Raw genomic sequence first — 13,234 nt, forward strand, 5'->3', positions numbered from 1 at the left:
TCTTATTATCCGAAGATCAGTCGTCACTGTCTAATTTTGGTTTACAGGTGTACACCCAAGCTGGTGGAAAATTTAGATAAACCCTCTTTTTGGTAAAAGAAAAGTAACGTGAGAACATGGACTCACACCCTTGAGTATATTGAAATAATATAAGGCTTCCGTTGTTTTTTATTAACCTCTCTTGTACCTTTTTGAGAATTTTCATCCCCATCTTCTTTCTTAGTGAACGAAAAGGGATCCCTGAAATAACAATATCATAATCACCCGATAGATATTCTGCTGAGCAATGATGAATTGTTGTTCGATGATCGTCTATCTTCTGCAAAATTTTAATGAAATCATTATTGATTTCATAGAGTTCTAAATATGCTAACGATGACATTCGTTGCAAAATATATTGCGTTATAACACCGTTACCCGCACCGATTTCTGCGATTTTATAACTGTTTCTCCAATCAATATTGTTGAGCATGGTATTACATAACCAACGAGAAGAGGGCAAGACAGTTCCCATCTTAGTTGGCGATGCGATAAAATTTTTCATATAAAGTGGATAGTGATTTATTTGGTAAAAAAAAGATATTTTCATATTGTGTACCTATAGTAGGGTTTTTTAGGCTCTTATTTATACCGGTAGACCACATTCACTACAGAATTTCGCTTCTTTATTTAAGATTGAGTTGCACTGTTTACATCGCATAATATTTTGATATTGCTGATTAACATCAGAGTAGCTATCGCGATTTTGATATTCATATTGGTCATGTTGGCGACCATGTTTAGAATAACCGCCATGACCTGAATAACGCCCATGTTTTGAATATCGAGAATGCTTGCCTAAGCCAAATAACCAACTGAGAAATGACATGATACAGTCCTCCATCGTTGAACAGGTTTATACTATAAACCTTGGATATAGCACCAAGCTCAATAATTTTTATGCATAATTACAATTAATTACACTGAAAATTTATTTAATAACAAAATTTGACGCTAATAGTTAAATCTCTATAAGAAATAAGAAATAAGAAAGATAAAATATGAGGTAGGCTTCATGGCGGGAATAGATTAATTTTATATCAGTGTATGGCGTACATATTAGGGGGCATTATTTAACTTATGCATATGAGATATAAAGTCTCAAAGCGCTTATTGTAAAACAGTTATAAGCGCGAGAGAAATTAAGCGCTGACGCTATTAAGATGTTGGGTTGTCAATGTGTTTTGTACTGCGGTTATTGGCCCTCATGATTTGGGCGGTGATGAACATATTCAATAACTGTGCCATCGGGATGAACTGCATTAAAAGCTCTTCCGGTTGGTACATCTTGTAGTGGGAAAATAATTTTCGCGCCTTGTTCGACTAATTTATCGTAATAAGGTTGCACATCATCAACGAGGAATGTCGTATGAGTACTCGTAAAGGGGGCCAATTTGTCATCTGGCCCTTCAATGATCAAGAAAGCACCTACCATGGCAAGACGCAGTTGGTGCTCAGGGAAAGGGAAAAAACCGTCTATAGTGATTTGTTGCAGTTGTTCATAAAACGCAATGCTACTTTCTAATTCACCTTGCTTCACGAAAACACGAGCCATCACACGTGGGGTAGTTAAATGCTCGCTTGAAGGGTGCTTACGCCAAAGTTGTGTTAATTTCATTGCTATCATTTCCTTTTTGGGATCCAGCCACTTTGAAAATACAAGCAAATTAATAAAATATCGAGGGCGTTTTGAGTCAATTTTATTCTAATATCTATCAATAAGGTATAAGTTACCCATCGATGTTATTACGCTATTGAGAATGGCAGATGAGCAAAATTTAAATAGATTTAAGATGTTGGATTTTATTGTTAACTATAAGTGAAAAATTGGTTGGTATTATTTGCCTTAGTCTTTAAGAGAATTCCAAATTAAATCCCCTTAAATTTAAGGTATATTTTTTAATTTTATAACTAGTTATGTACAATGAATAGACTAACCCTACAAAAAGAACAGTATTCGATCTCTGTCATAAGACAGTCGTTATACTGGATGACATCAATAACAGAATGGACATTGACAGAAAAAGACACTACGTATGAGGTGTCCTTTAAAGACTGTAATGATGATACTTTATTTCAATTTAATCGCCTATTGAATGATTATACTTTAAGAGAACAGATTGATATAAAGACAAGAGATATCAGAAGCTCGATTATGAGTAAAGTATTGGCCAGTATTGATGAGCGTTTATCTCAATGAATCTTTTACCTTTTAATTTTGAAAAAATAAGTGAAGAAGATTTTTTCATAAGTAATCTTGCGGGGTATTCGACCACGCTAAAGTCTGAAAATTTTTTTGAGTTAGTTAACGAACATGCAACATCGAATGAGCAACTAAACAAAGAACTAATAGAAAAGCTATTTATTAGCAATAATGTTTTGTTAGCAGAGAAGATGCTTTCTTCAGCACTTGGAAAAAAAATAACAAATGAGATCAAATTTTCTCCTATTTTTATGATAGTACCGACTCTCAGATGCGATCATACGTGTAAATATTGCCAAGTTAGTCGCGCCTCATTATCAGCCAAAAATTTTGATCTTAAAGAAGAAAAAATCCCTAAAATAATATCATTAATAAAAAAGCTTTCATCTAAACCATACAAAATAGAAATTCAGGGAGGGGAGCCTCTACTACGTTTTGATTTAATAAAAAAAATATATCAAGAAGCCGTGATAGTACTTGGGGAAGAAAATATTGAATTTGTTATTACATCAAGTCTATCTTTGCTTAACGATGATATGATTGATTGGTCTATCAATAAACCTATCTATTATTCGGTTTCTCTTGATGGAACGGAATCTATCCATAATAAGAATAGAATTTTACCCAATGGCAATTCATTTCAACTCGTTGAAAATAATATTAAAAAATTACAGAAAGCGCTTGGTAAATCACATGTTGCAACAGTGACCACAGTGACAAAAGCTTTACTTGACTCCCCACATTTGCTACTGGATGCACATCAATCGTTAGAAATATTCGATATTTTTATTCGGCCTATTAGTCCTTATGGATTCGCTAAAAACAAAGAGGATTACACTATTGATGAGTATCTTGCTTTTTATTCCAAACTATTAGAGCTTGTTCTTGAAAAAAATAAGCAAGGAATTCCATTTGTCGAACATTCTGCTGCAATCCACATTAAAAGAATAAATAATCCAAATTTTGCTGGATACGCAGATTTGAAATCACCTAGTGGATTGATTTTCAATAGCTTACTATTTAATTATGATGGAAAGCTATATGGTAGTGATGAGACTAGAATGTTACAAAAAGTCCATCCTGATATTGATTTTTCCATTGGAGATATAGAGCAGCTTATATTTTCACAAAATCCTATCTACCATCAATTGCTGTCTGACTCACTGAATATGCTCCATGTCGGATGTGATAATTGTGCGTATCAACCTTTTTGTGGCGTTGACCCATGCCAAAATATTAGCCTATTCGGTGAGCCTATCGGTAATAAAAGCTTATCGCGTTTCTGTTTATATCATAAAGGTATGTTTAATCTCTTATTATCTAAAATAATAAAAAACAATGAAGATGCAAAGATTCTAAAGGAATGGTCTTATGCCTAACGTTGTAAGAAATGATCAATTTATATTACTTGAGCCAATTCCTGCTGGATATTACCAGCTATATAAGGACCAGCTATCTAGCCCTGAGTTTTATTTTGATAATATCCTAGTCGTTAAGGAAAAGAGTGCAGAATACCATACTGCTGGAGTGAAACATGTTATAGCGGATGAAACATTATATCATTCAATCGAAAGTGGTGATATTGCTTCTGTAACAATGAACAAAATGAGAATTATTCTTTCTAGAAAAGCCAATCATAATACGCTATTGCTGACAGAAAGATGTAATAACTTATGTTTATTCTGCTCTCAGCCACCTAAGAATATATCCGATAGTTGGTTATTAGATGTTGCTACACAAGCGTTAGCTGCATTTAAATTAGAAGGAGTTATTGGAATTAGTGGCGGTGAGCCTTTGCTTTATGGTATTGAATTTATTGAGTTTTTGGAGCATGTTAAAAATAATACGCCAAAAACAGCATTACATATTCTGACGAATGGCAGAGCATTTAAAGATTTAATGTTTACAAAACAAGTAGCAAATATTGCAAAAGAGCTTCCTATTACTTTTGGGATCCCGCTATATTCAGCCTCAGCAAGTATACACAATAAACTAGTATCAAGTGATGGTGCATTTGAAGAAACAATATCAGGCATTATCAATGCTGGTAACAGTGGATTAAACATAGAATTAAGATTTATTCCTACAAACTATAATTATTCAGATCTATATGCTGTTGTTGAAATGGCAGGACGTGTTTTTTCAAACATCAATCAAATTTCAGTAATGAATTTGGAAGCGACAGGGTGGGCTCGTAAAAATTGGAAATCGCTTTACGTAAATCCTGAGACCTATCTTGAATCACTACAAAAAGCGATTGATATCGCAGAAAGATCTCAATTACCTATTGTATTATTTAATTATCCCCTCTGTCATATCTCACAGGATCTATGGCAGTATAGTGTTCAATCAATATCTGATTGGAAGAATTACTATCCTGATGATTGCCTTCACTGCAAAATGATGGGCGAATGTGGAGGGTATTTTAGTTCATCTTATGGTCAATACCACCAACCACCGAGAGTTATAGTATGAAAAAATGGAATTTAGCAGCATTATTACCTGGGTTTCTTGTGCTAAATAATCAAGTATTTGCAGACTCTGCGATTACGTTTAAAAATGAACAATCTTATCAACCCGATGATCTTATTTTTGCTCCTTTAAATACTGAAACGCCAATATATATTGCAGGTCATCGAAGTCATAGTTCACATCGAAGCCATCGTAGCCACAGTTCTCATCGTTCTTCCTCGGGTGGTGGTTATTATCGTTCGGCTCCTGTAACACCATCTTATTCGGCTCCAGCGACAAATAATCAACAGCGTAATTTATCTGGAAATGCACAAAATTCAGCTAACAAAAATGACTATGCAGCAAATATTAGGCAATCAACACTAACAGCAGAACAACGTAAAAGATTGGTGATGCGGGTTCAATATGCACTTTTTGAGAGAAATTATTTTGATGGGGTAATAGATGGTGTGATGGGGCCTGCAACTAGAAACGCGATAACGCGTTATCGACAAACATACGGGTTACCGCTTAATGTGTTTATAGATGCAGAACTACTGAATTCCTTGGGAATATATGCATCAAACTAATCAAGGCTAATGTTGCCATGTAAGGATATTTAATGAAGGGCTATTTTCTTTTTATATTAACATTCTTTTTTTCTGGCATCGTATATGCTGATGATTACCTCTACAATTATCGTTATGGTACAGGTTCACCATATGGGTATAATTATGATGTTTCTGGAACAGATGATTATGGTGAAAGTGTCAGCGGGAATATTGATATTCAAGGGAAATACGGAACAGGTATAATAACTAATTCAGATGGTGAAGAAGTGGATGTTGATGTTGAATGGGATGGTTATGGCGAACTTATCGCTGAAGATGCTGATGGCAATAGCTATGAATTATCAGTTGATTAGCCTAAGATCCAACATAACAGATATTAACTAAATATCACTCAGTGTAAACATCGTATGTATACGATAAACAATGATAGCAGTTACCATTTATATCCAACACCGATGGTATAGTTGGTATTGTTAGAATCACCTTTATCTGCATTGATTTTTTCTCTAATAATACTGGCATTCAAATTTAGTCCATCGGTTAAGTGATACATCATGCCAAGTCGAGCATTTAAATCGAGGCTCACATCATTATTAAATCCTCGACCAATACGACCTTTGGTGTAGATGCTTATTGTTTTAGCAAATAGGTATTGGTTAAAATCCCAAGCCAATGACCCTTGCATATAATTATCATTGACCCCATTGCGATATGTCATGTGTTGATAACTGAGAAGGCCAGTAAATGAAAGCGAACTTAGCTCGGTATTCCATACTTGCCAACCAGGGCCTGTGCCAACACCACCTTTGGATTTTATGTCTTCGATCCAATCATGTTGATAATTAAGTGAGCCACGCCAGAAGAAAGATGGATTAATAAAATAGTCTAATTCATAACCTAAATTGTAGTAATAACTACTGACGTTATGGTCATCTTTATTCCGGAGCATTGCACCATTTAATCCATGGCGCCAATCTTTCGCCGATATTTGCATATTGGCATCGAATGAATATTTCTCACTGCTTGAGGCCCCTTTATTATAGGTAGCGCCTGCATTTATTCCACCCGTGATTTTTGTTTGTTTTAGGGAAGTACCATCTAGTTTTTTACTTAAAACCAAATCATCGTTAATTCTCATTTTTTGATGCTTATCACCACTAATTAGGATTATTTCGCCTTCTTTTGACGCTTCAATTGCATCGATTTGTTGCCATTTATCTGGAGAACGCAGTTTGATAACGACCGGTTCATCAATATCAAATGTCTTTATATCATTTAGTTTGACCCTTAATTCTCCAGCATAACTGGTTTTAATAAGCACCTTATTATCATCAATAATACTTATCATTCCTGACAGAGAATCTCCATTTTTCAAATAGATATTATCAGCATAAGCAGAGGTTGTAATTGAACCTATAATTAAAATTGCTAAATATCGCATTAAATTAAACCTCATGCTGTGCTAGTGATATCAATCACTTAACCGTAACGCCGATAAAATTCGATATCAATAGCCTTTACTCAACTAGGCGGTATATTTATTTTCATTTACTAAAGTATAAATTTATTTAACTCTCAAAGAGGGTGAAAAATAAATATCACTTAAGTATTTTTTGGTTTGGCATTAATAAAAATCCCATTGGTTTGCTTTTAAAAAATCACGGGTATTTATCAAGCTAGGGTCAATAAGGCCATCAGAAAAAGAATGATTGATATCGTAAAATTGATCTATATGACCACCTTTTTAGCAGTTTGAGTGCTATATTATTAACTCCTACGCGATGACAGAGGTGAACCAATGAAAATGTTAACGCTGCAAGAAATGACCGATGCTCAACGGGTTAGAGTAAATACGCGGCTCGGTCAAGAGAGAAAGAAATTGGGGCGTGAATTAACCAATGCGGAGCACAGTAGGGTAAAAAATGAAATTGTTGCTGAAATATCAAGGGAAGTTGAATTAGCAGCGAAAAAAGCGAGGGCACAAAAAAGGAAAGACAAGTTAGCTGCTAGTGATGAAACATACAGTTGGTCAACACATAACCATCGGCGAGGTTTCCGTTAACTGTACTACCTTGAATTGACCAATAGAACTTATTACTACTTACAGAGGGATGAGATTGGCTCTGTAAGTAGGCTCATTTCTTTTAAAACGCATTAGCGGTAAGCCACTGTAAAACATCCTCATAGCAACCACGATATATAATTCGATCTTGTTTTTTCTCGAGTTGATAGTGGTACATTGGGTCGTAATATTCATGAAGTAGGGGGCATAACCAAGCAAAATGGGCCTCTGTTGAGCCGCTTTTTTGTTGTTCGATTAATGCGCTATCTAGCAAGGTGCTGAGTTCTGCCGCGCGTTGTGTACCTAAACGACGACGAATTGCCGATATGCCATGATGCAAGTATTCACTGTAAGCCTCCCAGCCTTGCTCTTCACCATAAGTACTTAAAAAGTCGTGAGTCATACGATCAAAATACTCAGCTTTAAGCCGCTCTAAGCGTAATTCAAATGGATCTTCAACGACCACTAATGATGCTTGTGCCATTTGGGTACGTAAAGGTTGAGGGAGGCTATTTGCACCAATTGCACGGCCTTCATCTTCGATGACCCAGCGGGAATATTGTTGTGATTTTTTCAGCAGTTCAACAGCAAGATGATTTTCAAATGTAGCTTGCGAATATTGCTGTTGTAGTGTGCGACCAAAAGAAGAGCCTCTATGATGAGCGATACCCTCAAGATCAATACCATCGGGCAGTTTACGTACCATTGTTGTTTTTCCACTACCAGTACACCCACCAATAAGGACAATCGGTCGTTGTACTAACTCTTTTGTTAACTCAATAACTGTCTGTCGTAAGGCTTTATAACCACCAACAATTAATGGGTATTCAATACCGATTTCACGTAGCCATTGCTGAACAATGTGTGAACGCATGCCACCTCGAGCACAGCAGATATAGCCTTGGGGAAATTGTTGGCAAGCTTTATGCCATGCAGCTAGTCGTTCTGAGCGAATGGCACCATTAACCAATTGGTGGCCTAATTCGACCGCTTTTTTCGAACCTTGCTGTTTGTAACAAGTCCCAACGGCTGCACGCTCTGCATCATTCATTAAAGGCAAATTATGAGCTGCTGGCATTGAGCCTTGTTTAAATTCAATAGGCGCGCGAACATCAATTATAGGTGTATCTGTGGCTAGGATCTGTCGAATATTTTTCACTAAAGGAGTTAATTCCATAATAAAAACGGTGATATCAATCCAATCGAAGCGACTACTATACTCCCATGTTGGAATGAAGGCACGCAATCATAAGGTAGGCTCTTAGACAATCAGCCAGCCACATTAGTGACGCTGTCACATTTGTTATGCTATTTTGTATTTTAAGAGATCTTTTCTAAGATCAATTTCACTATTTCTTCTAAGGGTAACATACCGTCAATAATGTAATCACTGTCGTTTTTTCTCTTTTCTGCATCGCAACATAAGAAGGCCGCGAAACTATTCGCTGATATTTGCAAAAATTTCATGGCGAATTGCGTTTTGGCGGTTCCGTAAAATGCGTCGAGATAAAGTGATATCTAATGGGGTTTCTAAAAGAAGGCATATGAAATTTTATTAGCTAATGCAGGATGTGCTTTTGCAAAAGGGTCGATATCCCATTCATCATAATTTCCACCACAGGTAATCCAGTCATCAATATCTGACGAGTCGGTTTGATAATCATAACCGTCAGCAACTATGAGGGCGTATTTTTGCTAGCCCTTGTGTTTTTGTATCATATAAACGCCATAGAAATGATTTTTTTGAGTTTTTACTTTGCAAGCCGCTCTTCACATTGAGATTTTATTGTAAGAATAAAATCTTCGATTGCTTTTGAGTTTGAAACATCAAAGGTCTCACCGGTTAAATAGGTTCGTTGTGCCGCTGACAACAATTGATAGTGTGAGGGGGTATTAATCCTATGTAATAACCAATCCGCAGCCTCTGATTTGGAGGCAATTTTTTGTGTCGACAAGGTATACAAAATGCGTGCTAAGGCGAGAATAATATTACATTCATCATGTTCCCAGTCGTCCTGATCGTTCCATTGTTCTAGTGTCGCTTTTAGCGCTTTTGATAAATCACTGAACGGAATAGGTGGAAAAGAGTGAGTAGCATCGTTACCTAGTATTGCAATGCTGTGCTGGTGAACTTTAGTCAGTAAAATAGCGATATCAGGGTCGATTTGAGGCGGCTCAAATATCCCTGAAACAATATCATCTCTAAGCCACTCGCCAAATTGTAATTCACGGCGAGGAGGGTAATGCCATTTCTTAACTGATTCATTAAGTAAGACTGTTACCTCTAACGCGCGTTGTTTTGGATCGGAACCTGGCCAAGCCGAAACAGTTAAAAGTTCGCTCATCAATTGTTGACGTTGCTGCTCTGAAAGAGGGGCATCGACAGTAACGAGTAAGTCAATATCACTAAGAGGTTTTAGGCCACCATGTAATGTGGAGCCATAAAGGTAAATACTATTTAGTATCTCGCCAAGGTGTTTGTCAATGAGCTGACAGGCGGATTTAACTTGTTGCAGTATGCTAGTATCAATATGTTCAAAATTCATATTAGTTTTAGTGTCTTTGTTATTAATTTTATCAACAGGATCATACACTAATAAGTCATCAACAAATCAGAATATGGCAGAATGAGGATTTGGGTAATTACAGTATTACATTTTCAAAATACTGGCGCGTTTAATACACGCCCATGCTACCACGAGTAGTACAAATAAAAAATTTTACCTTTGAAAACCTGTGATATTTTCAGAGTTAATAATTTTGTCATGTATAATAAACAAAATAAATCTTGCATCAGACCGATCGGTCTATTACATTGTCGATATGAACAGAAAGACTGAACATGATACCCGGGAACATCTTCTTGTCACTGGTGAGCGCCTTTGTCTTCAGCGTGGTTTTACTGGAATGGGGCTAAGTGAGTTGCTAAAAACGGCAGAAGTACCAAAAGGGTCGTTTTATCATTATTTCCGCTCTAAAGAAGCTTTTGGTGTTGCGATGTTAGAGCACTATTACGCCGGCTATCTACAAAAGTTGGTGAAGCACTTCGAGCATGGAGCAGGTAATCATCGTGATCGTTTACTTGCCTATTATGGAAAAATGTTAAACAACACTTGCCAGTTTGATCATACAACAGGCTGTTTGACGGTGAAGTTATCAGCAGAGGTATGTGATCTATCAGAAGATATGAACATTGCGATGGATCAAGGTGTGAGCCAAGTCATCGCGCTACTGGCACAAACACTGGAAAATGGACGTGATGAAAAATCACTGAATTTTTCAGGGGAGTCGCTATCTGTCGCACGGGTTCTTTATTCTTTATGGTTAGGTGCAAATTTACAGGCAAAAATATCGCGTAGTAATAAGCCGATGGAAAGCGCACTGGCCTATGTGGAAAAAATGATTGCAGCGCCTGAAAGTTAACAGGCGTTTTTATTTACTCAATTACTAGTCGACCGGTCTAATCTGGAGCTTTTATGTCACAGAAAAAACTATTTACACCTCTTAAAGTGGGTACACTAACCGCACCAAATCGTATTTTTATGGCACCACTAACCCGTTTACGTAGCATTGAACCCGGCGATATTCCGACTCCATTAATGGGGGAATATTATCGCCAACGTGCCACCGCTGGGTTGATCATTTCAGAGGCGACTCAAATTTCTGCACAATCAAAAGGCTATGCCGGAGCTCCAGGGCTACATAGCGCCGAGCAAATCGCAGCATGGAAAAAAATCACTTCAACGGTTCATGAAGCAGGAGGGCGTATTGCTGTTCAATTGTGGCATACCGGGCGAATTTCTCATGTTAGCCTTCAGCCTAATGGGTTAGCTCCCGTCGCACCTTCAGCAATAAGTGCAGGAACACGGACATCATTACGCGATGAAAATGGCCGCGCTATCCGTGTCGATACATCCATGCCTCGTGCATTAGAAACAGAAGAAATTCCAGCGATCGTTAATGACTTCCGTCAAGCGGTTGCTAATGCACGGGAAGCAGGTTTTGATATGGCTGAATTGCATGCTGCTCACGGTTATTTACTGCATCAATTTCTCTCTCCATCCGCGAATCACCGTACTGACCAATATGGTGGAACAAGGGAAAATCGTGCTCGTTTTCTTTTAGATGTTGTTGATGCCGTTTGTGCGGAATGGGGGTCTGAACATATTGGGATCCGTATCTCACCTATAGGTACATTTCAAAATACCGATAATGGGCCGAATGAAGTTGACGATGCCCTGTATCTCATTGAAGAGCTAGACAAACGTCATATTGCCTATTTGCATCTGTCTGAACCTGATTGGGCGGGCGGTCAACCATATACTGATGATTTCCGTCAAAAAGTGCGTGAACGCTTCCACGGTGTGATCATTGGTGCTGGCGCTTACACTACAGAAAAGGCAGAAAATTTAATCGAGAAAGGGTTGATTGATGCTGTTGCATTTGGTCGTGATTTTATTGCTAACCCTGATCTCGTCGCTCGCCTTAAAAATAAAGCTGCACTCAATCCTCAGCGCCCTGAAAGCTTTTATGGTGGTGGCGCAGAAGGGTATACAGATTATCCATCTCTCTGAGTATTAATGTTGATAGCGGCGATAACTCGCCGCTAATATTTAACACTCACATATATATGAATTAACGTATATGTTAGGTTGGTATAAATTGATAACATGATAAAGAAGTGGATGTGGAACCATTACAATTATTCAAATTATTAAGTGACCAAGCGAGATGAGATATTGTACTGCGGCTAAACGTATCGGGAGAGTTATGCGTATGTGATATTTATACGGTATTAGATTTTTCTCAGCCAAAAACATCTCGCCATCTTGCAATGCCACGTAGCTCCGGTTTATGACTTGATTCAAAACACGGTACATAGATAAGGGGTCGACAATTGTTTACCCAATTTATCCTGTTCTAATTGATGTTTTATGTATTCTTGTATTCGTTTCGTATTCTTATCCACCGTATCAACAGAGTATCCTCCGCACCAAAATTCTCTTTTACGATATTTAAACTTTAAATCGCCGAACTGTTCATAAAGCATTAGGCTACTTTTCCCTTTTAAATATCCCATAAAGCTCGAAACACTCATTTGAGGCGGAATGTCCAACAGCATGAGTATTAGCAACTGATTACTAATACCTTATCTAACTAGAAATGCTTTCGATACACTACATAATAGTAACATTACTTCACTATATGATTTTTTTAAATTTAAGGATACGGATTGAGTATTTACACATCATTTTATACTTAAGGGATATATTCTGATATTTGGCAGTAAAAAAATTCTAGTTAAATTAAAAAAATACTCAGAAAATAGGTTATTATATTTATGTGTTAGTAAATAAATGTAAACATATATTTCAATAAAACAATAAAAAATTTTAAGAAAAATCTGTTTTTAATTCAATACTAAACCTTAATAGCGGGGTTTATGAGTTTCAATTTTTATTATGCATTATGTGTTGTTTTTTTGTTGATGATAATTTTTTAAGTCAAATCATTTTAAAGTTAAAAGATTAAAAATGTCTTTTTATTCATATGATTATTGTTCATTGGTGGTGGTACGCACAATATGAGCAAGTTAAGTGAGTGTTAAATTATAGTTAAGAACAACTATAGGGACAATTGAACGTTTAACTCTCATTTTTAATGAAGAATATTTAACGATTGAATTATTAAAAATAAAAGACAATTACATTTGCTTACTCACTGCATGAATATTCACTCTAGAAAAAAATTTTTTTTGGATTAGAATCTTCGCCAATCCCGTTAATTAAGTAAGTTAAGTTTTTTTCAATTAATTAAACGTGGATGTCAATATGGAAATATGAGTGTATATGGAAAACATGAATTTAGAGTTTAAAAATAAATTTCTTTAAAAGAAAACAGGAAAAG

The 13,234-nt window shown here is 36.5% G+C and carries 14 protein-coding genes and 2 pseudogenes; 9 read left to right on the forward strand and 7 right to left on the reverse strand.

Annotation, left to right across the window (positions count from 1 at the left end; translation table 11 throughout):
* Positions 1–16 precede the first annotated feature (16 nt).
* The 3 genes from PSE69_RS09990 to PSE69_RS10000 form a co-directional block, all read right to left on the reverse strand.
* Entirely contained in the window at positions 17–589 is a 573-nt protein-coding gene (locus tag PSE69_RS09990; protein ID WP_004919889.1) for a class I SAM-dependent methyltransferase, read from the reverse strand.
* Between the two features lie 36 nt (positions 590–625).
* A complete protein-coding gene (locus tag PSE69_RS09995; RefSeq protein WP_004919892.1) occupies positions 626–868 on the reverse strand; it encodes a zinc ribbon domain-containing protein in 243 nt (80 codons plus the stop codon).
* A 366-nt stretch (positions 869–1,234) separates the two neighbouring features.
* A complete protein-coding gene (locus PSE69_RS10000; RefSeq protein ID WP_040133141.1) occupies positions 1,235–1,657 on the reverse strand; it encodes a VOC family protein in 423 nt (140 codons plus the stop codon).
* Positions 1,658–1,963: 306 nt separating this feature from the next.
* On the opposite strand from PSE69_RS10000, the gene hxsD reads away from it, so the two are divergent.
* Genes hxsD through PSE69_RS10025 form a run of 5 tightly spaced genes read left to right on the forward strand, consistent with a single transcriptional unit; the run spans position 1,964 to position 5,618 of the window.
* On the forward strand, positions 1,964–2,239 hold the full coding sequence (gene hxsD, locus PSE69_RS10005) for a His-Xaa-Ser system protein HxsD (RefSeq protein ID WP_004919898.1): 276 nt from the start codon (positions 1,964–1,966) through the stop codon (positions 2,237–2,239).
* A complete protein-coding gene (gene hxsB, locus PSE69_RS10010; protein ID WP_072502266.1) occupies positions 2,236–3,621 on the forward strand; it encodes a His-Xaa-Ser system radical SAM maturase HxsB in 1,386 nt (461 codons plus the stop codon). Before hxsD ends, hxsB begins: the two co-directional genes overlap by 4 nt.
* Positions 3,614–4,717: a His-Xaa-Ser system radical SAM maturase HxsC gene (gene hxsC / locus PSE69_RS10015; protein WP_014658381.1), complete on the forward strand. Its 1,104-nt coding sequence runs from the start codon at positions 3,614–3,616 to the stop codon at positions 4,715–4,717. The genes hxsB and hxsC overlap by 8 nt, the downstream gene beginning before the upstream one ends.
* Positions 4,714–5,283 carry a His-Xaa-Ser repeat protein HxsA gene (gene hxsA / locus PSE69_RS10020; RefSeq protein ID WP_004919908.1) on the forward strand — a complete coding sequence of 190 codons (570 nt, stop codon included), beginning with the start codon at positions 4,714–4,716 and terminating at the stop codon, positions 5,281–5,283. Before hxsC ends, hxsA begins: the two co-directional genes overlap by 4 nt.
* 32 nt (positions 5,284–5,315) lie before the next feature.
* A complete protein-coding gene (locus PSE69_RS10025) occupies positions 5,316–5,618 on the forward strand; it encodes a hypothetical protein (RefSeq protein WP_004919911.1) in 303 nt (100 codons plus the stop codon).
* An 80-nt stretch (positions 5,619–5,698) separates the two neighbouring features.
* On the opposite strand, the gene PSE69_RS10030 is transcribed toward PSE69_RS10025, so the two are convergent.
* On the reverse strand, positions 5,699–6,706 hold the full coding sequence (locus tag PSE69_RS10030; protein WP_230088961.1) for a DUF481 domain-containing protein: 1,008 nt from the start codon (positions 6,704–6,706) through the stop codon (positions 5,699–5,701).
* A gap of 357 nt (positions 6,707–7,063) precedes the next feature.
* On the opposite strand from PSE69_RS10030, the gene PSE69_RS10035 reads away from it, so the two are divergent.
* Positions 7,064–7,327 carry a DUF3811 domain-containing protein gene (locus PSE69_RS10035; RefSeq protein ID WP_014658383.1) on the forward strand — a complete coding sequence of 88 codons (264 nt, stop codon included), beginning with the start codon at positions 7,064–7,066 and terminating at the stop codon, positions 7,325–7,327.
* A gap of 82 nt (positions 7,328–7,409) precedes the next feature.
* Here the strand turns inward: PSE69_RS10035 and mnmH are convergent, their stop codons facing one another.
* A complete protein-coding gene (mnmH, locus tag PSE69_RS10040; RefSeq protein ID WP_004919920.1) occupies positions 7,410–8,504 on the reverse strand; it encodes a tRNA 2-selenouridine(34) synthase MnmH in 1,095 nt (364 codons plus the stop codon).
* Positions 8,505–9,078: 574 nt separating this feature from the next.
* A complete protein-coding gene (gene aadA36, locus PSE69_RS10045) occupies positions 9,079–9,873 on the reverse strand; it encodes an ANT(3'')-I family aminoglycoside nucleotidyltransferase AadA36 (protein WP_154610284.1) in 795 nt (264 codons plus the stop codon).
* A gap of 277 nt (positions 9,874–10,150) precedes the next feature.
* Here aadA36 and PSE69_RS10050 point away from each other — a divergent pair, with 277 nt between their 5' ends.
* From PSE69_RS10050 to PSE69_RS10060, 3 genes and pseudogenes are all read left to right on the forward strand, one after another.
* Positions 10,151–10,750, forward strand: a complete 600-nt coding sequence (locus PSE69_RS10050) for a TetR/AcrR family transcriptional regulator (RefSeq protein WP_036940301.1) — start codon at positions 10,151–10,153, stop codon at positions 10,748–10,750.
* A gap of 53 nt (positions 10,751–10,803) precedes the next feature.
* On the forward strand, positions 10,804–11,901 hold the full coding sequence (locus PSE69_RS10055) for an alkene reductase (RefSeq protein ID WP_014658386.1): 1,098 nt from the start codon (positions 10,804–10,806) through the stop codon (positions 11,899–11,901).
* A 164-nt stretch (positions 11,902–12,065) separates the two neighbouring features.
* Positions 12,066–12,182, forward strand: a pseudogene (locus PSE69_RS10060) (ArsR family transcriptional regulator); the annotation flags it as partial.
* A 9-nt stretch (positions 12,183–12,191) separates the two neighbouring features.
* Here the strand turns inward: PSE69_RS10060 and tnpA are convergent.
* Positions 12,192–12,455, reverse strand: a pseudogene (tnpA, locus tag PSE69_RS10065) (IS200/IS605 family transposase); the annotation flags it as partial.
* Positions 12,456–13,234: the final 779 nt, after the last annotated feature.

It is taken from the genome of Providencia sp. PROV122, assembly GCF_028482365.1.
Classification (GTDB): Bacteria; Pseudomonadota; Gammaproteobacteria; order Enterobacterales; family Enterobacteriaceae; genus Providencia; species Providencia stuartii.